The 18,142-nt window shown below is 58.7% G+C and carries 15 protein-coding genes, 6 tRNA genes and 1 pseudogene; 7 read left to right on the plus strand and 15 right to left on the minus strand.

Annotation, left to right across the window (positions count from 1 at the left end; all coding sequences use genetic code 11):
• Nucleotides 1-97: 97 nt before the first annotated feature.
• The 4 genes from QOL84_RS26175 to QOL84_RS26190 form a co-directional block, all read right to left on the minus strand.
• The gene (locus tag QOL84_RS26175) at nt 98-877 is read right to left on the minus strand and encodes an ABC transporter permease (RefSeq protein WP_129395043.1); all 780 of its coding nucleotides are present in this window, start codon (nt 875-877) and stop codon (nt 98-100) included.
• The gene (locus QOL84_RS26180; RefSeq protein WP_129395044.1) at nt 874-1,806 is read right to left on the minus strand and encodes an ABC transporter ATP-binding protein; all 933 of its coding nucleotides are present in this window, start codon (nt 1,804-1,806) and stop codon (nt 874-876) included. Before QOL84_RS26180 ends, QOL84_RS26175 begins: the two co-directional genes overlap by 4 nt.
• 124 nt (nt 1,807-1,930) lie before the next feature.
• Nucleotides 1,931-2,554, minus strand: coding sequence for a glutathione S-transferase family protein (locus tag QOL84_RS26185; RefSeq protein ID WP_283439110.1), 624 nt, complete (start codon nt 2,552-2,554; stop codon nt 1,931-1,933).
• Nucleotides 2,555-2,597: 43 nt separating this feature from the next.
• Nucleotides 2,598-3,257, minus strand: a complete 660-nt coding sequence (locus tag QOL84_RS26190; RefSeq protein ID WP_283439111.1) for a transglutaminase-like domain-containing protein — start codon at nt 3,255-3,257, stop codon at nt 2,598-2,600.
• Nucleotides 3,258-3,505: 248 nt separating this feature from the next.
• On the opposite strand from QOL84_RS26190, the gene QOL84_RS26195 reads away from it, so the two are divergent.
• Together QOL84_RS26195 and QOL84_RS26200 are read left to right on the plus strand one after the other, a co-directional pair.
• A complete protein-coding gene (locus tag QOL84_RS26195; protein ID WP_283439112.1) occupies nt 3,506-5,953 on the plus strand; it encodes an acyl-CoA dehydrogenase in 2,448 nt (815 codons plus the stop codon).
• A gap of 74 nt (nt 5,954-6,027) precedes the next feature.
• The gene (locus QOL84_RS26200; protein WP_283439113.1) at nt 6,028-6,435 is read left to right on the plus strand and encodes a PA2817 family protein; all 408 of its coding nucleotides are present in this window, start codon (nt 6,028-6,030) and stop codon (nt 6,433-6,435) included.
• 76 nt (nt 6,436-6,511) lie between these two features.
• On the opposite strand, the gene QOL84_RS26205 is transcribed toward QOL84_RS26200, so the two are convergent.
• Nucleotides 6,512-7,510: a LysR family transcriptional regulator gene (locus tag QOL84_RS26205; protein WP_283439114.1), complete on the minus strand. Its 999-nt coding sequence runs from the start codon at nt 7,508-7,510 to the stop codon at nt 6,512-6,514.
• A gap of 90 nt (nt 7,511-7,600) precedes the next feature.
• Here QOL84_RS26205 and QOL84_RS26210 point away from each other — a divergent pair, with 90 nt between their 5' ends.
• The 4 genes from QOL84_RS26210 to QOL84_RS26225 all read left to right on the plus strand — a co-directional run bounded on the left by QOL84_RS26210 (nt 7,601) and on the right by QOL84_RS26225 (nt 11,655).
• The gene (locus QOL84_RS26210) at nt 7,601-8,227 is read left to right on the plus strand and encodes an alanyl-tRNA editing protein (RefSeq protein WP_283439115.1); all 627 of its coding nucleotides are present in this window, start codon (nt 7,601-7,603) and stop codon (nt 8,225-8,227) included.
• Nucleotides 8,228-8,318: 91 nt separating this feature from the next.
• Complete coding sequence (locus QOL84_RS26215) at nt 8,319-9,089, plus strand: 2OG-Fe(II) oxygenase (protein ID WP_129395051.1); 771 nt, start codon at nt 8,319-8,321, stop codon at nt 9,087-9,089.
• Between the two features lies 1 nt (nt 9,090).
• Entirely contained in the window at nt 9,091-9,729 is a 639-nt protein-coding gene (locus tag QOL84_RS26220) for a LysE family translocator (RefSeq protein WP_283439116.1), read from the plus strand.
• Between the two features lie 186 nt (nt 9,730-9,915).
• Entirely contained in the window at nt 9,916-11,655 is a 1,740-nt protein-coding gene (locus QOL84_RS26225) for a dipeptidase (protein ID WP_283439117.1), read from the plus strand.
• Between the two features lie 140 nt (nt 11,656-11,795).
• Here QOL84_RS26225 and QOL84_RS26230 read toward each other — a convergent pair.
• From QOL84_RS26230 to QOL84_RS26255, 6 genes are all read right to left on the minus strand, one after another.
• A tRNA-Gly gene (locus QOL84_RS26230) sits at nt 11,796-11,871 on the minus strand.
• Nucleotides 11,872-11,873: 2 nt separating this feature from the next.
• Nucleotides 11,874-11,949, minus strand: a tRNA-Glu gene (locus QOL84_RS26235).
• Between the two features lie 57 nt (nt 11,950-12,006).
• Nucleotides 12,007-12,082: transfer RNA gene (locus QOL84_RS26240), tRNA-Gly, on the minus strand.
• 3 nt (nt 12,083-12,085) lie between these two features.
• Nucleotides 12,086-12,161: transfer RNA gene (locus tag QOL84_RS26245), tRNA-Glu, on the minus strand.
• A 104-nt stretch (nt 12,162-12,265) separates the two neighbouring features.
• Nucleotides 12,266-12,341: transfer RNA gene (locus QOL84_RS26250), tRNA-Gly, on the minus strand.
• A 2-nt stretch (nt 12,342-12,343) separates the two neighbouring features.
• Nucleotides 12,344-12,419, minus strand: a tRNA-Glu gene (locus tag QOL84_RS26255).
• A gap of 384 nt (nt 12,420-12,803) precedes the next feature.
• Between QOL84_RS26255 and QOL84_RS26260 the strand changes: the two genes are divergently transcribed.
• Nucleotides 12,804-13,562, plus strand: a complete 759-nt coding sequence (locus QOL84_RS26260; RefSeq protein WP_283439118.1) for a hypothetical protein — start codon at nt 12,804-12,806, stop codon at nt 13,560-13,562.
• Nucleotides 13,563-13,694: 132 nt separating this feature from the next.
• Here the strand turns inward: QOL84_RS26260 and QOL84_RS29590 are convergent, their stop codons facing one another.
• The 4 genes and pseudogenes from QOL84_RS29590 to QOL84_RS26275 form a co-directional block, all read right to left on the minus strand.
• Nucleotides 13,695-14,576: a methyl-accepting chemotaxis protein gene (locus tag QOL84_RS29590; RefSeq protein WP_400774363.1), complete on the minus strand. Its 882-nt coding sequence runs from the start codon at nt 14,574-14,576 to the stop codon at nt 13,695-13,697.
• Nucleotides 14,556-15,662: pseudogene (locus tag QOL84_RS29595) on the minus strand (HAMP domain-containing protein); the annotation flags it as partial. The gene QOL84_RS29590 and the pseudogene QOL84_RS29595, both read right to left, overlap by 21 nt.
• 108 nt (nt 15,663-15,770) lie before the next feature.
• On the minus strand, nt 15,771-17,165 hold the full coding sequence (locus QOL84_RS26270) for an aminotransferase-like domain-containing protein (protein WP_283439120.1): 1,395 nt from the start codon (nt 17,163-17,165) through the stop codon (nt 15,771-15,773).
• Nucleotides 17,166-17,353: 188 nt separating this feature from the next.
• A complete protein-coding gene (locus QOL84_RS26275; RefSeq protein WP_129395057.1) occupies nt 17,354-18,115 on the minus strand; it encodes an SDR family oxidoreductase in 762 nt (253 codons plus the stop codon).
• Nucleotides 18,116-18,142 lie beyond the last annotated feature (27 nt).

The following is an 18,142-nucleotide window of genomic DNA, read 5'->3' on the forward strand; positions in this document are numbered from 1 at the left end:
TCTGTAGGAGCTGCGGCACGCGGCGATCTTTTGATCTTTTAAAAACAACATCAAATGATCGCAGCGTGCCGCAGCTCCTACAGGGATTGTGTGTGGATCAGGTACGCATCCCGCGCCCACTCACCAGCAGCCGTGCACAACCGAGATACAGCACCACCGTCGCCACCAGCATGAAGGTGATCGCAATGCCGATCTTGATATCCGACACGCCGAGAATGCCGTAGCGGAAAGCGTTGACCATGTGCAACACCGGGTTGGCCAGCGACACGGTCTGCCAGAACGGTGGCAGCAAGGTGATCGAGTAGAACACGCCACCCAGGTACGTCAGCGGGGTCAACACGAACGTCGGGATGATCGAGATATCATCGAAATTGCGCGCAAACACCGCGTTGATGAAGCCCAGCAACGAGAAAATCGTCGCCGTCAGCACCACCACCAGAATGGTCACACCGAGGTGATGCACCTGCAAATCGGTGAAGAACATCGACAGAATCGTCACGATCACGCCGACCATCAAACCGCGCAGCACGCCGCCACAGGTGTAGCCGATCAGGATCGTGTGCGGCGACACCGGCGAGACCATCAACTCTTCGATAGAACGCTGGAACTTGCTACCGAAGAAACTCGAGACCACGTTGCCATAGGAGTTGGTGATCACCGACATCATGATCAGGCCCGGCACGATGTACTGCATGTAGGTGAAGCCACCCATGTCGCCAATCTGCCGACCGATCAGGTTACCGAAAATCACGAAGTACAGCACCATGGTGATCGCTGGCGGCAGCAAGGTCTGCGGCCAGATCCGCGTGAAGCGTTTGACCTCGCGGTAAACAATGGTCTGCAGGGCGACGAGGTTGGGACGGAATTCGGAACTCATACCGCCACCTTCGACAGATTTTTCTCCACCAGGGACACGAACAGCTCCTCGAGGCGATTGGTTTTGTTACGCAGGCTCAGCACTTCAATGTTCTGCTGCGCCAACTGGGTGAACAACGCCGTGATGCCCATGGATTTGTCGACCTGGACTTCGAGGGTATGGCCATCGATCAACCGCGCAGGGTAGCCGAGCAATTGCGGCGTGGCGCTCAAGTCGTTTTTAAGGTCGAGCAAGAAGGTTTCCACGTGCAACTGGCCCAGCAATTGTTTCATGCTGGTGTTCTCGACGATGGTGCCGTGGTCGATGATGCCGATGTTGCGGCACAACTGCTCAGCCTCTTCCAGATAGTGCGTGGTGAGGATGATGGTGATGCCTTTCTGGTTCAGCTCGGTGAGGAACGTCCACATCGAACGGCGCAGTTCGATGTCGACGCCTGCGGTCGGTTCGTCAAGGATCAGCAGACGCGGTTCGTGCACCAACGCGCGGGCGATCATCAAGCGCCGCTTCATGCCGCCGGACAGCGAACGCGATGGCACGTCGCGCTTGTCCCACAAGCCCAGTTGGGTCAGGTACTGCTCGGCGCGTTCCTTGGCGATTTTCGCCGGAATGCCGTAGTAACCGGCCTGGGTCACGACGATGTCGAAGGTTTTCTCAAACTGGTTGAAGTTGAATTCCTGCGGCACCACGCCGATCGAGCGCTTGAGCTGCGCAGGATTCTTGTCCAGGTCATGACCGAAGATATTCACCGTGCCGCTGGTCTTGTTGACCAGGGTCGAGAGGATGCCGATGGTGGTGGATTTGCCGGCGCCGTTAGGGCCGAGCAAGGCGAAAAAGTCACCTTCGGCGACGTCCAGATCGATACCACTCAAGGCCTGGAACCCGTTGCCGTAGGTTTTGGTTAGCTGCCGGATGGACAGAGCGGAACTCATATCTGATTTACGCACCATTGAAGGGATAAAAGGAGACGGCGGCGATGGATCGAACCGCAGCGCAAGTGCGCAATGGTGCTTGCCGCCGCCGCACAAGTACAGTCAAGTGTGTCGATAGTAGGTATTAAGTCAACGCGGTCATGACCGCTTTTTTGTAGGCCGGGCGCTGCTTCAGGCGCTCGTACCAGGCTTGCAGATGCGGTTGCGGCGCGCGCTCGATAGGCATCTCGAACCAGGCATAAATGAAACTGCCCAATGGAATGTCGCCCATGCCGATGTCTTGGCCGGAGAGATACGCTTGGCTGGCCAACGCCTCGTCGGCCATGCTCAGCAACTCGTTGCATTCCTTGATCGCGGCATTGATGGCCGGCCAGTCCTGCTTGTCTGCCGGCGTGCGCAGAACACCCCAGAATACGGTGCGGAACGGACCGGCAAAACTCGACGTGGTCCAGTCCATCCACTTGTCAGCGATGGCGCGGGCTTGCGGATCCGCCGGATACCAGGCGCTGTCGGGCGCATGTTTGGCCAGCAGGTAACGAACGATGGCGTTGGATTCCCACAGCACGAAGCCGTCATCCTCGATCACCGGCACCCGACCGTTCGGGTTCATCTCCCGGTACTCTGGCGTGTCGACTACGCCGAAGGCGCCACCGGCATCGATCGCTTCGTAAGCCAGACCGAGCTCCTCGGCAGCCCACAACGGCTTCCTGACATTCGATGAGTTTTTCCGTCCCCAGATCTTCAGCATGACCGGCTCTTTTCAAATGAGTGGGCGGCCAGCATACGCCGGATCAGACGCGGCTTACATCGTTGTGCATGTCGCCCAACAGCTGTGGCTGCTGATCGCCGAACAGGTGCGGATAGCATTTTTCCAAGTGTTCGAAGAAGAAGGTTTCCGGCACATCGGTGAACTGACCGTGATCGACCAGGTACTCCATCAATTGCGCACCGTCGCGGTTGAACGGATGGAAAACACTGTCGTTGACGCCGTCGAATTCCAGCGGCGCAACGTTGAACAATTCGCAGAGTTTCTGGTTGAACGCGGGTGTCGCCTTTACCCAGCGTTCATTGAGGAAAAGCTCGGTATAGCCGTGCATGGCGAACATGTCGCTTTTCAGCAATTCGAGCAGGCGTGGCGTCGATAAATGATTCTTCACGTCGGCCAGACCGATCCGCGCCGGGATCCCGCAATGCCGCGCACAACCCGCGAGCAGCGTGGCTTTGGGCACGCAATAACTCTCCCCCGCCGCCAACGCATAGCTGCCACGCAGGGTGTGTGGATCACGGCTGAAGGTGTAGGGGTTGTAGCGCACCGCCTCGCGCACGGCGTAATAAAGATTGATCGCCTGCTCGACCGGGTCGCGGCTGGCACCCCGGTGTTGTTCAGCGAACTCCACCACCGCCGGGTGGTCACTATCGGTGAAGCGGCCGGGACTCAGATATTCGTGCATGACGACAATCTCCTGAATGAGTCTGGAGTCTAGCGACAGCTTCAGCACAGAGATAACGACGTTTCGGCCAAACTTGGACGCAAAGACGCGGATCGACCGAACGATTTCTTACACGTGTTGCCCACCGAACCTACGAAAACCATCCGGGGTTTCCCACGATTTCAATCACCTTGGTCTGACCACCCGGTTTTGCAGATGCCGTCTAAGCTCTGGAGGGTCGATTTGCCTTGGTTCACGGAGGACTGAATATGCTGTTGTTGTGGATACTGGTTTTGATTGTCGGCGTGGCCTATCTCGCCCACCGGCGTATTTCGCCTCTGCCTGCATTGGGCATCGTCGCGGTCTACCTTTTGGCGATGGGTATTTTCAGTCACGCGCCGGGCTGGCTGTTGCTAGTGTTGTGGGTCGTGCTGGCGGTGGTCGCCGCGCCGTTGTTGCTACCTGACCTGCGCCGCAGACATTTCAGCGCGCCACTGTTCAACTGGTTCCAGAAAACCCTGCCGCCGATGTCGCAGACCGAACGCGACGCGATCGATGCCGGCACTGTCTGGTGGGATGGCGAGCTGTTCAGCGGCCGTCCGGACTGGGACAAACTGCTGGCCTATCCGAAGGCGCAATTGAGCGAAGAAGAACAGGCGTTCATCGACGGCCCGACCGAAGAACTCTGCGCGATGGTCACCGACTGGCAGATTGGCCAGTCGATGGACCTGCCGCCCGAAGCCTGGGCGCATATCAAGGAACATGGCTTTTTTGCCCTGATCATCCCGAAGGAGTTTGGCGGTAAAGGCTTCTCGGCCTACGCCCACTCGCAGGTGGCGATGAAACTCGCCACCCGCAGCGGCGACCTCGCCTCCACGGTCATGGTGCCAAACTCCCTCGGCCCGGCCGAACTGCTGCTGCATTACGGCACCGACGAACAACGCAATCACTACCTGCCCCGCCTGGCCCGTGGCGATGACATTCCGTGCTTCGCCCTCACCGGCCCACTCGCCGGTTCCGATGCCGGCGCGATGCCCGACACCGGGATCATCTGCAAAGACGAATGGGAAGGTCAGGAAGTGATCGGCCTGCGCCTGAACTGGGAAAAACGCTACATCACCCTCGGCCCTGTCGCCACCCTCCTCGGCCTCGCGTTCAAGGCGTATGACCCGGAACATTTGTTGGGTGACAAGGAAGACCTCGGCATCAGCCTCGCGCTGATCCCGACCGATACCGCCGGTGTCGAAATCGGTCGTCGTCACTTGCCACTGGGCGCGGCGTTCATGAACGGCCCGAACTCCGGCAAGGACGTGTTCATCCCGCTGGACTTCCTCATCGGAGGTCAGGAGATGCTCGGCAAAGGCTGGATGATGCTGATGAACTGCCTGTCGGTGGGGCGCTCAATCTCGTTGCCGGCCGTCGGCACTGGCGCAGCCAAATTCACCAGTCTGGTGACCGGCCAGTACGCGCAGATTCGTGAACAGTTCAACGTGCCACTGTCGGCGTTCGAAGGCATTCAGGAAGCCATGGCACGCATCGGCGGCAACGCGTGGATGATGGACGCCGCGCGCATGCTCACCGCCAACGCGGTGGACCTCGGCGAAAAACCGTCGGTACTGTCGGCGATCCTCAAATACCACCTGACCGAACGCGGTCGCGAATGCATCAGCCACGCCATGGACGTGCACGGCGGCAAGGCGATCATCATGGGCCCGAACAATTACCTCGGGCGCAGCTGGAACGGTGCACCGATCTTCATCACCGTGGAAGGCGCGAACATTCTTTCGCGCAACCTGATGATCTTCGGTCAAGGGGCGATTCGTTGCCATCCGTTCGTGCTCAAGGAAATGGCCTTGGCCGGTCGCGAGGACAAGGACCAAGCGCTGAAAGAGTTCGACGGCCTGCTGCTCAAACACATCGGTTTCGCCGTGAGCAACGCCGCGAGCACGCTGGTGTTGAACCTCGGCTTCGGCCATTTCGAGCACGCACCGGGCGACAAGATCAGCCAAGGCTACTTCCGTGCACTCAATCGTCAGGCAGCGGCATTTGCCATGTTGGCTGATTTCAGCATGATGCTGCTCGGTGGCGAGCTGAAACGCCGCGAACGCCTATCGGCGCGTCTGGGTGACGTGTTGAGCAACCTGTATCTGGCCTCCGCTGCGCTCAAGCGTTATCACGATCTGGATTCGCCGGCGTACATGGAGCCACTGTTCCGCTGGGCGATGGAAGAAAGCCTCGGCCAATCGGAACGTGCGCTGGATGAATTGCTGCGCAACTTCCCGAACAAGGTCTTCGGCTGTCTTTTGCGCGTTATCGTCTTCCCGTTCGGTCGTCGCCACACCGGGCCGTCAGACAAACTCGGTGCCGAAGTGGCTGGCGTGATCGGTCGGGCCAAGGGCGATCCGGCGCTGGAAGAGTTGCTTGCAGGCTGCTACCGCCCGCAATCGGCAGACGATGCGGTCGGTGCGTTGCAACACGCCAGTGATCTGCTGAATGCTGCGCAACCGCTGCACAAAAAACTGCACACTTCGCTGAAAAGCGGTCAGGTCAAACCGGCCGCAGGCGAACACGCCATCGATGCAGCGCTGGAGGCTGGCGTGTTGCAACCGGTGGAAGCGCAGAGCCTGCGTGATGCCGAAACGGCGCGGCGCAAGGTCATCGATGTCGATGATTTCGACAAAGAGGAACTGAAACAGGCAGAGGGCAAAGTCCGCTGATCCTGAGACCCATGTCCAAGCGGGCGCAGGAGCTTTATACTCCCGCGCCCGTTTTGCTCTTGAGGACTTATCTCGTGTCCAACGTCGTTGCCGATCATCTTGTGTTGCTCGACCACCTGCGCAGTATCCTGGTCGCCGTAGGTGAGGCCGAACAGGTTCCCGAAGAAAGCCATGCCCTGTTCCTGGAGCGCTTCGACGAACTGCTGGCGTCGCTACCGATCGAACCGATCGAAAGCCAATACCTGGGCCAGGACATCCTGACTCAAGTGATTAGCCGTTACCCGCAAATTGCTCACCTGATCCCGCGCGATCTGTTGTGGTTCTTCGCCGGTGATTGCCTGCACTACCTGTCCGATGAAGAAATCGACATGTATCAGGCGCTGGAAGAACGTCGCTACGAAGCCGAACAGAACGATGAACCGTTCGACTGGAACCAGGAAAAGCAGTTGCTGGCGATGTCTGCTCAGGACAGCAAGCACTGATTCAATTCGTTGATTGAAGTCAAAAGATCGCAGCCTTCGGCAGCTCCTGCAGGGGCTGTGATCTTTTGCTTTTGCGTTACAACAATCCCTCGCTTTCCGGCAGCTCGTACGCCATCGCGGCGTTACTCGCACTGCCCGACTTCCCCGGCTTGCTCAGCGTCGGTTCTTTCTCCAGACACTCCACCAGATAGTCGATAAACACCCGCAGTTTCGGCGGCAGATAGCGCGTCGGCGAATGCAGCAGCCAGAGTCCGCCGTGGTAGGAAGCCAGGAACGTCCAGTCCGGCAACACCTGCACGACCAACTTCTGCTCCAAGGCATAACGCGCGGTGAAATACGGCAGACTGCCAATACCGATGTGCTGCAACACCGCCCCCAACCGGACGCCGGTGTGGTTGGCGGCGTAACGACCGCGCACCCCGACCGTGACGGCTTTGCTGCCTTTCTTGAATTTCCAGCGCGCATCGCTCGGCGTTTCGCCCAGATAAATGCAGCTGTGGTTAAGCAAGTCATGAGGATGAGTCGGCGTGCCGTGTTCGGCCAGATATTGCGGTGTGGCGCAGAGCAAATGGTCGATGGTCAGCAGCTGACGACCCACCAGACCCGCCGGTGGTCTATCGGTGATGCGGATCGCCAGATCGACATGGTCGTCAATCAGATCAACTTGCCGATCTTCCAGCAACAACTCGACGTCGACCTTGGGGTAGCGCCGCAGAAACTCGGGCATGTGCGGATGAACCACAAAGCGGCCCACCGCTTTCGGCACACTGACCCGCACCAGCCCTTCCGCTTCATGGGTGAACTGGCCGCTGATTTCCATCACGGACTTAGCGGCGCTGACCATCTCCTGGCAGCGCTTGAATACCTCTTCGCCACCATCACTCAAACGCAACTTGCGCGTCGTGCGTTGCAGCAACCGCGTGGCCAAGGCTTTTTCCAGTCGAGAAATGCTGCGACTGACCGCAGAGGGTGACGAACCGAGCTGTCGGGCTGCTTCTGAAAAGCTGCCGGTCTCCACGACCTTGACGAAAATCGCCATTTCACCGAGCAGTGGCAGCGGTAGATTTATGCTCACAGCGCACAAGTCCTTTGATGTTTGAACGGATTATCACGTTATTACACGATTCATATAATAAAAATAGAAACTTTAATAAGGGCATGGAATATGACGCTTCGCCTCTTTTTCCATAGTGATGACCTCAAGGCCAATGTGGAAGTCCTCGACTGCACGCCCCACGAGAACGAATTTGCCGTAGTACTGCGCGCCACGCTGTTCCATCCGCAAGGCGGCGGGCAGCCATGCGATACCGGCTGGATCGGCGAAGCCCAGGTGCTGCGCGTGGTCCAGGATCCAGACCGGATCATTCACTTTGTCGACCGACCGGTAGCGCTGGGCATGACCGCTATTCGGGTTGATGAACAGCGCCGCCGCTTCAACACCCGCATGCATTCGGCCGGGCATCTGATCGGGCATTTCGTCCAGGCCATGGGCTGGATGCCGATCAAGGCGCACCACTGGCCGGACGAAGGGCGGGTGCAATTCAAACCCGGCGATGGCGCTCAGGAAGTCGACGCGCAAACCCTTCAGACCGGCATCGAGCAATGGATCGAACACGATCTGCCACGCCTGACGTCCCTGCGCGAAGGCGCGCGGGAAATCGGCTTCGGTGAACTCCCGGCCTATGGCTGCGGCGGCACCCATGTACGTAGCCTGAAGGATCTTGGCACAGTCACGATCGCGTCCCTTTCGCAGAAGAAAGGCACGTTGTCCGTCCAGTACAGCGTGGATTGAGCATTTTCGGACGCTGCCCTCGCGCAGCGTCCGGCGCCGGGGAACCGCACTCGCAGGTTCCGTTGACTATCGATAGATGGACCTAAATAACATGATGCTAGACGTCGAGCGTCTCGATGAGACGTGCATAAAAAAACTGGCCAACGAAGAAGTCCTCGCCATCCGCGTCAAAGGCTTTCTGCCCGAGCCGCTGGCGATCGAGATTGGCGACAAGATCCTTGCTCCAGGCTTTGAGGGCTACATCAACGCACCCAGCATCGGCCGCATCGGCATGGCGTTTTACGAGGCGGAAAACCAGCCGCTGCTGATCGAAGACTACTTCGAGCGTGCCACCAGCAACATCGCCGAACTGCGCAATCGCTGTGCGCCCTACTCGTCGCCGGTCGACACCTTGCGCTGCATGTTCGACGAATCATGGCCGGCCGGTGCGCATCTGGAAAACCTCTACGGGCGCAAGATGTACGTCGGCCTTTCACGCGTGGTGAAGCCCGGCGTGTGCTTCCTCGCCCACCACGACATCTTTGCCAAAGATGCGCCGGACAGTTTCCAGGCCCGCAGCCTGGAGGCGCAGTTCGCCTGCAACGTTTACCTGAACATGCCGACTGACGGCGGCGCATTGCAGATGTGGGACGACGACATCACCCCGGACCAGTTCGACGAGATGCGTGGCGACAGTTACGGCATCGACCCGGCGCTGCTCGGGCCGCCAACCCTTGAGGTGCGGCCGCAGCCCGGCGACTTCATCATGTTCAATTCGCGCTGCATGCACTCGGTGACCCCGGGCGTGGCGGATCCGCGCTTGAGCCTTTCCTTCTTTGTCGGCTATCGCGGCAATGCTTCACCCCTGACCTTCTGGAGCTGAGATGTATTCGAATTACCTGGGCGAGTTTCTGGCGCTGGCTACTATCCACTTTCTCGCCGTGGTTGCTCCCGGCCCGGACTTCGCCGTAACCATTCGCCAGAGCGTGCGCTTCGGGCGGCTGGTGGGGATTTGCACGGCACTGGGCATCGGTGCGGGGATTTCCGTGCACGTGCTGTACACCCTGCTCGGCGTTGGCGCGCTGATGCACACCACCCCGTGGTTGCTGACCGTGGCCAAAGTGGTGGGCGCTGCCTACATTGTCTACCTCGGTGTCAGCCTGATCCGCAGCAAACCGAAAACCAGCCTTGAAGGTGAAAAATCTGCGGAAGAACCGCTGGTTGAGCAATCGTTGTTCAAGGCGTTCAGTACCGGTTTCCTGACCAACGCCACCAACCCCAAGGCCACGCTGTTCTTCCTGGCGATCTTCACTACGATCATCAGCGCCAGCACACCCCTGCAAATCCAGGCGTTCTATGGCTTGTGGATGTGTTTTGTAAACGCCTTGTGGTTTGTGATCGTCGCGCTGTTTTTCTCCAGCAACAAGGTGCGACTGCTGTTCATGCGCATGGGCCACTGGTTCGAACGCAGCATGGGGGTGATCCTGATTCTGTTCGCCGGACGCTTGATGCTGTCGATGTAAACCACCAAAAAAGTCCCGGCACACTCTGCCGGGACTTTTTCATTTCTGCGCCTCTTTTGCATTTCTGTGCGACAGATCCCGTTTCGAGACTCCCTCGGCACTCCCTCACGGTGTTAGTTTGCAAAACGTTTCAGACGCTTCCGTCAGAAACTTCTTATCAACTGCCTGCCAAGGAATGCCTCCGTAATGGATTTCTCCCTCAAGCAACTGGCCGCCGCTACCCTGATGCTGGCCAGCCTCGCGTCATTTACCACCGCCGCTCAAGCCAACATCACGCCACAGCAGAGCGCGGTCATCCTGAAATCCTTCGACGATAAAAGCGTGACGGATTTCCGCGAGTTTCTGGGCAGCCTGGCCAAGAGCGACATCGCCAAAAGCGACAATCTCGGCCCGGCCATCAGCACTTTCCTCGACAATAAAACCCTGACCGCTGAACAGCAGAACGAAATCCATCGCCTGCTGGGCATCTACACCCGCGTCAAATACGGCAAGGCCGCGCTGGAAACCTTGCGTGAACTGGTCGAGATTCCGACCTTCCAAAAGGAAGGCGTGGCGCAGCACGACAATCCTGAGTTCATCAAGATTGCCGGCAAGATCCAGAGCCTTGCCGAATCGTTCAACCTGAACTTCCGCAACATCGACAACCGCGTCTACGAAATATCCCTCGAAGGCCAAGGTGATGAAGTCGTCGGCATTCACGCGCACGCCGACGTGGTGCCGGTGACTCCGGAAAACTGGGTGCTCAAGGACGGCACCAAGCTTGATCCGTTCAAAGTCACCCTGATTGGCGATCGCATGTACGGTCGTGGCACCGAGGATGACAAGAACGGCATCGTCGTTGCGATGTACGCGATGAAAGTGATCAAGGAAGAAAAACTGCCGCTGGCGCGCAACTTCAAGCTGCTGGTCGACACCACTGAAGAAACCAGCGGTGACGCGATTCCTTATTACTTCGAAAAAAACCCGACGCCGGCCTACAACATGGCGCTGGACGGTGGTTACCCGGTAGTAATTGCCGAGAAAGGCTACGGCACCGTGATGGCCAAATTTGCCAAACGCCCGGCTGAAGGCAAAGGCGCTGAAATCACTTCGATGACCGGCGGCCTGGCGACCAACCAGATTCCGTCGGCCTCGGTCGTCACCTTGCTGACCGACAAGCCTGCCGAACTGGCTGCCAGCCTGCAAAAGGCCGGCAACGAGTTTGCCAAACACAATGGCGGCAACTTCGAAGTGGCAGCCAGGGTTGACGGTAAAGACGTCAAACTGACGGTGACCGGCGTTTCCGCGCACTCTTCCGAGCCGGAATCGGGCGTTAACCCGGTGGCGCGCATGCTGGTGTTTATCAATAGCCTGAACGGCAAGGTAGCGCTCAAGCACAACCAGTTCACCGACGCAGCCCGTTACGCTGCCGAGAACTGGGGCCTGGATTACCTCGGTAACACCTTGAAGGTGGGCTTCTCCGACAGTTTCATGGGGCCGCTGACTACGTCGCTCACCTACGTCGGTGAGGATGACAAAGCCTTCAAACTGGCGGTGAACCTGCGTGTTCCGAAGGGCAAGTCGCCGGAAAAACTCAAGACTGAAATCGCTGACAAACTCAGCGCATGGACCAAGAAAACTCACGTCGCCGTGGACTTCGATTATTCGGTCGCCGAACCGATGTACCGCAACCCGGAAGGTGAATGGGTCAAGGCATTGCTGGCCGTGTCGACAGAAAACCTCGGCATGAAGCACGAGTTCGGCACCTCTGCCGGTGCGACGTCGGTGCATGAACTGCCTAACGGCGTCCAATTCGGCCTGGCGCGCCCTGAGGTGAAATACACCGGGCACACCGATGGCGAGTTCAAGACCGTTGACCAGTTCTTGCTCGACCTGCAAATCGTCACCGAAATGATGGGTCGCATCGGGCAACTGCCAAAGCTGTGATCGATCGCTGGAACCCGGTCAGCGCATGACCGGGTTCTGGCAGACACAATAAAAGGACCCTGAGGTCCTTTTTATTGGCGACGACAAATCGCGCACAAACAAAAACGCCGATCATCACTGATCGGCGTTTTTGTTGAATATGGAGCGGGAAACGAGACTCGAACTCGCGACCCCGACCTTGGCAAGGTCGTGCTCTACCAACTGAGCTATTCCCGCAATGGCGTCCCCTAGGGGACTCGAACCCCTGTTACCGCCGTGAAAGGGCGGTGTCCTAGGCCACTAGACGAAGGGGACACAGGCTACAACTTTCACTAATAAAAACGCCGCTCACTGAGCGGCGTCTTTAGAATTTGGAGCGGGAAACGAGACTCGAACTCGCGACCCCGACCTTGGCAAGGTCGTGCTCTACCAACTGAGCTATTCCCGCAAATGGCGTCCCCTAGGGGACTCGAACCCCTGTTACCGCCGTGAAAGGGCGGTGTCCTAGGCCACTAGACGAAGGGGACACGCTACCCGGAACACATGGTGTGTGTTTCGGTGTCCAGATCCGCGTCCGAAGACTTGGTTCCGGTTTCACTCAGCACCGCCCGAAAGCACTGCTGTTTAAAAATGGAGCGGGAAACGAGACTCGAACTCGCGACCCCGACCTTGGCAAGGTCGTGCTCTACCAACTGAGCTATTCCCGCAATGGCGTCCCCTAGGGGACTCGAACCCCTGTTACCGCCGTGAAAGGGCGGTGTCCTAGGCCACTAGACGAAGGGGACACGCTACAACATTCACTTCCTGCCGCGCTTCGCTGTGTGCTTTACGCTGCAAGTGGCGCGCATTCTATGGATGGATTGAGAGGTCGTCAACCCCCAGATATAAATTTATTTAAATCAATGACTTCGACCTGCTTTACGGGAGCAATCGGGCTTTTCCGTCGCCCGAGTCCTGACGCCTATATTCCGCCACTCGCCAAGGCGTTATAGTCCACCGCACGGTGATGGCATTCTGCACATCAAGCGCCAGCATTCATATAAACAGCCGGCGGCCGATACAGATTGAACCAGCCGATCCAACTCGTCGAGCCGCGCTAGGCGCATGAAAGCCCAGCCACTACACTCGCATGCGAACCCTATAAAGAGGTCTTACCGGTGACACCACTCATGATCACCCTGCTTGTCATAGCCGGGATCGCAATTCTGATCGCCATTGGCTACATGAACCATGTGGTGGAAAACAACAAACTGGAGAAGGCCCGCACCAAAGTCGAACTCAACGACCGCCTGCGTCGTTGCGGCGAGCTGACCGAGACTTTCCCCGGCCAATTCATGACCCCGTCCCTGAAGCTGTTGTTGACGCGCCTGGAACTCAACGTTTGCCAGCGCCTGTTGAACCTGGAAAAGACCAGCGCCACCACCAAGGCGCGCATCACCGAACTGAGTGCACTGGTCGCCCAAGGCGAGTCGATCCCGGTCAACAACCCACCTGCACCGATCATGACCGAAGCCAAGGCCAAAGACGTACGCTTCCTCCTCGAAGCCCTCCACGGCCAAATCACCCGCGCTGCCCACGACGGCTTCCTGCCACCGAACGAAGCCAAACACTGGGTGCGTGAAGTCCGGCACATTCTGGTGTTGCTGCACATCGAGTTCTTCAACAACCTCGGTCAACAGTCGCTGCAACAAAACCAGCCCGGCCAGGCCCGCCTCGCCTTCGAACGCGGCGTGCAATACCTGCGCAAGCAGCAGAACCCGCAGATCTACTCCGAACAGCTGCAATACCTGGAAAAATTGCTGGCCCGTGCCAACGCCCAGGTCATGGACAAGATCGCCCCGGTTGAAGGCGAAGAAAACCAGCTGACCGCCGGGCTGAAGGATGTCGAGGCTGATGCGGACTGGAAGAAGAAAGTGATTTACGACTGATTGTCGATGCTGAGAGAGGAGCCACCGAGAGGTGGCTTTTTTGTGGTTGCGATCTAGTAAATCAAAAGATCGCAGCCTTCGGCAGCTCCTGCATGAGGTGGGGTGGCCGGATCTGAAGATCGTCGCCGAGGCTCAAAGTCGGAAATGCCCAACCATCCCGCGCAACTCTCCCCCCAACTGTGCCAGTTCAACACTCGAAGCGGCATTCCCGCGCATCGCAATCGACGACTGATCCGCACTCGCGCGAATACTCGTGACACTGCGATTGATCTCCTCCGCCACCGAACTCTGCTGCTCCGCCGCCGCCGCAATCTGTTGATTCATCTGCTGAATCAACGAAACCGCTGCCGCAATACTGCCCAAGGCACTTTCGGTCTGCAGCGCATCACTGACCGCCAGCTTCACCAACTCTCCACTGCTCTGAATCTGCTGCACCGACGCCTGCGCCGCCGCGCGCAATGCACTGACCAACCGTTCGATTTCCTCGGTCGACTGCTGCGTACGTCGCGCCAGCGCGCGCACCTCATCGGCCACCACCGCAAAGCCCCTGCCCTGCTCGCCGGCGCGCGCCGCTTCGATTGCCGCGTTGAGCGCGAGCAGATTGGTCTGTTCGGCAACACTCTTGATCACTTCAAGCACCGTGCCGATATTCTGAATCTCGGCACTGAGGCTCTCGATACTGCTACTCGCCGACGTCGCCGAATCCGCCAGTTGCTCGATACGCGCCATGCTCTGACGCACGACCTGCTGACCCGTCTCGACCTTGCCATCCGCCGTCTGCGCCGCCAGTGCGGCCTCTTCGGCATTGCGCGCGACATCGTGCACAGTCGCGGTCATCTGGTTCATCGCGGTGGCGACCTGTTCGGTCTCCTCCTTCTGACTGCTGACCTCAAGATTGGTCTGCTCGGTCACCGCCGAGAGCGACTGCGCGGAACTGGCCAGTTGCTCGATACCGGCCTGCAAGCCGCTGACAATCGTGCTCAACCCTGCGCCCATCTGCTGCATCGCTGACATCAACTGACCGATTTCATCCCGGCGCGTCACAGCAATCGTCGCGCTCAAATCACCGGCAGCAATCTGTTGGGCAACCAGGATCACACTGCGCAACGGCGCAACGATCAATCGAGTGATCACCCAGGCCGCGATCAACCCGACCAACAGCGCCAATGCCGAAGAGCCGATAATCAGCAATGAATTCTTCTTCAGTTCTGCCTGCATCGCGCCATCTTCGGCGACATAGGCCTGATCCACCCGCGCCACCACTTGCGCGGCACGCTGGTGCAATTGTTCGTAAACGGTTTTTTCCTGCGCCAGCAACCCGGTGTATTCAGCCAGTTTGTCGTTGAAACCGGCGATGTGCCCGGACACCTCATTAAGCACCGTCAGATAACCCTCATCCTTGACCGTGGACTTCAGCTCTTCCGCCTGTGCCTGCGCCTGCGCGGCCTGCTCGATATTGCCTTTGCCGGCGCTGTCGGCATCGCCCTTGCGACTCTGATCCAGACGAATCCGCGCTTCGTTCATGGCCTGCAGCATCAAACGCGACACCTGGCTGACCTGACTGGCCTGCTCGATGAACTGTGCACCGTCCTTACCCTCGGTTTCTTTCAAGGTATAAGCGCCGTCATCGGCCAGCCCGGCCTGCAACACGTCAAGGTTGTTGGCCACGCTGGACACCGACCAACTGGCCATTTCCAGCGCGAGATCCTTGGCCTGGGTCAACGAGACAAACTCGTCGAACGCCTTGCGGTAGGCGTCAAGCGACTGCTCGACATCGCTCATCACCGGCACATTCGCCGGCGATTGCGCCTTGAGTTCGTTGGCCAGGGCAATCAGGCCCACCACGCCTTCACGCAAGGCATCGGCGGTTTTCGGATCACCACGCAAGGCGTACTCCTGCTCCAGCAGGCGCACGTTGAGCAGGCCACTGTTGAGCGAAGACATCTGCTTAAGGCCATCGAAACGCTGACTGATGGTTTGCAGGGACCAGACACCAATCGCCGCCACCAGCGCAGTCAACAGCAGTACGAGCACAAACCCGATAGCCAGTTTTTTTGCCATACCGAGGTTGGCAAAACGTCCTTGCACGGCCGAAATCATTGCGCGAAGCCCTCTGCCAAAGTGTGTGGACGAAGATTCGCAATGGCCATGCACCCGCACAAGTCTCTGGCGTCGGAATAATGGCAAAAAGCTACGCCCGCGTCGTTTTCAGAACGCTTGAGGTCGATCCACGCGGGTGCTGCGAAAAAACTGCCGGGCACGGGGGTCGCAGGCGTACGCGACATTGATCCGCTGCCACTCGCAGACTTCGCCACTGGGACTGAATGCTCCCGCCGCAGCAAGCGCTACACCGTTGCCGAGCGCCTGACGACGCAAGCGGGCGGGATCGGCAACTGGCGAACGCGCCCAGATGAACAAACCACCGCACGGCTTGCCGAATACCTCCCAATCGGCGTCTTCGAGTACTTGCAAAGCGGCGGCACGGTCGACATTCAAGCGCTGGCGCTGCCGATGCACCAGCTTGCGGTAGGCGCCGCTGGCCAAGAGGTTGGCCAACACCGCCTCGTTGAAACCTGAACAGCCGGAACTGCTGATCATCTTGACCCGCGCCAGCCGAGCGATCAGTTCAAGGTCGGCAAATACGAAACCCACACGCAATGAGCTGCTCAGGGTTTTCGAAAAACTGCCGATGTAAATCACTCGTTGATCCAGTGCCGCCAACCGAGTGCCGTTGCCATTGTGCAAGTCGGCGTAGACATCGTCTTCGATCAGCCGCACATCACTGGCATTGCACAACTGCAGGATCCGCTCGGCCACGGACGGACTCAGACAGGAGCCGGTGGGATTGTGATGATGACTGTTGATGAACATTGCTACGGGGCGGAACTGCTCCAGCACGCTTGCCAGTGCAGCCGTGTCAGGCCCGTTCGGGGTGCGGCGGACTTCGAGCAGATGTACACCGTGCAATCGCAGAAGATCGAACAGTGGCGCATATCCAGGGTTCTCGACCACCACGTAATCACCGGCCTTGAGCAGGGTGCGCACGATCAGATCAAGGGCTTGGGTCGCGCCGCCAGTGGTCATGATCTGCGCTTCGACGGCCTGGACACTGATCATTTTCAGGCGCTTGACGATCTGTTCGCGCAGCGCCGGCAGACCGAGTGACGTGCTGTAGTTGAACAGGCTGCTCATGTCGGTGCGCGCTACCTGACCGATCGCGTAGCTCAAGTCGTCGGACTCACGCCAGCTTTCAGGCAAGCCGCCATCACCGAGATTCAGCTTTTGCGCTAAACCATAAGCCTTTGCCGCCTCTGGGCGAAGCCGATCAAGACTCGCCGGCAGCGGCGCATTGACTGCACAACGCGGCGCAGCAGCGACCATGAATCCCGAGCCATGCCGAGGCGCCAGAACCCCTTGTGCCACCAGGCGTTCACAGGCCTGAGCGACGCACGACTGACTGAGCAGATTGCTGCGTGCAATTTCCCGCACCGAAGGCAAGCGTGTAGCGGGTGGCACGGCACTTCGCGCGATCCAGTCGATCACTCCGTCAACAATCTGCTGTACGACTGGCACCATTGCCTGTCGGTCAATTCTCAATTCCATGAGCACGCAAACTCCTGTCCGTTTTGCTGGCGGCAGTAAATCACAGCCATGCCACACAGCCTGTGCGACAAAGCCGTCAAAAGCGACCTTTCTAACCATTTGATACACATTGCTTGGCGGATTCACGGAACTGAACGACAGGCATGAAAAAGCCCGCACGAATGCGGGCTTTTTCCTTGCATAAATGCTCAGAACGCAGTGACGCCACCGTCCACCGCCAGCGAATGACCAGTGGTGAATGCTGCGCCATCGCTGCACAGGTACAGCACGGCGCTGGCGATCTCCTCGACCTTGCCGATGCGGCCGACCGGGTGCATGGCATTGGCGAACTCAGCCTTCTTCGGATCAGCCTCGTAGGCGCGGCGGAACATATCGGTATCAATCACCGCCGGGCACACCGCGTTGACGCGAATTTTCTTCTTCGCGTACTCGATCGCCGCAGATTTGGTCAGGCCAATCACCGCGTGCTTCGACGCCGCGTAGATACTCATCTTCGGCGCCGCGCCCAGGCCCGCCACCGACGCGGTGTTGACGATCGCGCCACCGCCCTGGGCCAGCAACAGCGGCAACTGATACTTCATGCACAGCCATACGCCTTTGACGTTGACGCCGATGATCGCGTCAAACTCGTCCATCGAACCTTCGGCCAGTTTGCCTTTCTCGATTTCGATGCCGGCATTGTTGAAGGCGTAATCGAGGCGGCCGTAGGTATTGATCACCTCGTCCATCAGATTTTTCACTTCGCTCTCGACGGTAACGTTGCAACGGACGAAGGTCGCTTCGCCGCCGGCTGTACGAATCAGCGCCACAGTGCCCTCGCCCCCTGCGGTATCGAGATCGGCGACCACCACCTTCAGACCTTCGGCAGCAAACGCCTGGGCGGTTGCTCGGCCGATGCCGTTAGCCGCGCCTGTGACTACGGCAACCTGACCGGAAAACGTCATGCTCATTGTTGTGTCCTCGAACGCAAAGATGCA

The sequence above is a fragment of the Pseudomonas helmanticensis genome (assembly GCF_900182985.1).
GTDB classification, from domain to species: domain Bacteria; phylum Pseudomonadota; class Gammaproteobacteria; order Pseudomonadales; family Pseudomonadaceae; genus Aquipseudomonas; species Aquipseudomonas helmanticensis.

Coding starts and splice junctions, on each gene's coding strand:
- QOL84_RS26195 (WP_283439112.1), top strand. CDS start 3,506: ATGCTGTTGTTGTGGATACTGGTTTTGATTGTCGGCGTGGCCTATCTC.
- QOL84_RS26210 (WP_283439115.1), top strand. CDS start 7,601: ATGACGCTTCGCCTCTTTTTCCATAGTGATGACCTCAAGGCCAATGTG.
- QOL84_RS26275 (WP_129395057.1), bottom strand. CDS start 18,115: ATGAGCATGACGTTTTCCGGTCAGGTTGCCGTAGTCACAGGCGCGGCT.
- QOL84_RS26185 (WP_283439110.1), bottom strand. CDS start 2,554: ATGCTGAAGATCTGGGGACGGAAAAACTCATCGAATGTCAGGAAGCCG.
- QOL84_RS26215 (WP_129395051.1), top strand. CDS start 8,319: ATGATGCTAGACGTCGAGCGTCTCGATGAGACGTGCATAAAAAAACTG.
- QOL84_RS26180 (WP_129395044.1), bottom strand. CDS start 1,806: ATGAGTTCCGCTCTGTCCATCCGGCAGCTAACCAAAACCTACGGCAAC.
- QOL84_RS26270 (WP_283439120.1), bottom strand. CDS start 17,165: ATGGAATTGAGAATTGACCGACAGGCAATGGTGCCAGTCGTACAGCAG.
- QOL84_RS26220 (WP_283439116.1), top strand. CDS start 9,091: ATGTATTCGAATTACCTGGGCGAGTTTCTGGCGCTGGCTACTATCCAC.
- QOL84_RS26225 (WP_283439117.1), top strand. CDS start 9,916: ATGGATTTCTCCCTCAAGCAACTGGCCGCCGCTACCCTGATGCTGGCC.
- QOL84_RS29590 (WP_400774363.1), bottom strand. CDS start 14,576: ATGTCAGCGATGCAGCAGATGGGCGCAGGGTTGAGCACGATTGTCAGC.
- QOL84_RS26260 (WP_283439118.1), top strand. CDS start 12,804: ATGATCACCCTGCTTGTCATAGCCGGGATCGCAATTCTGATCGCCATT.
- QOL84_RS26190 (WP_283439111.1), bottom strand. CDS start 3,257: ATGCACGAATATCTGAGTCCCGGCCGCTTCACCGATAGTGACCACCCG.
- QOL84_RS26175 (WP_129395043.1), bottom strand. CDS start 877: ATGAGTTCCGAATTCCGTCCCAACCTCGTCGCCCTGCAGACCATTGTT.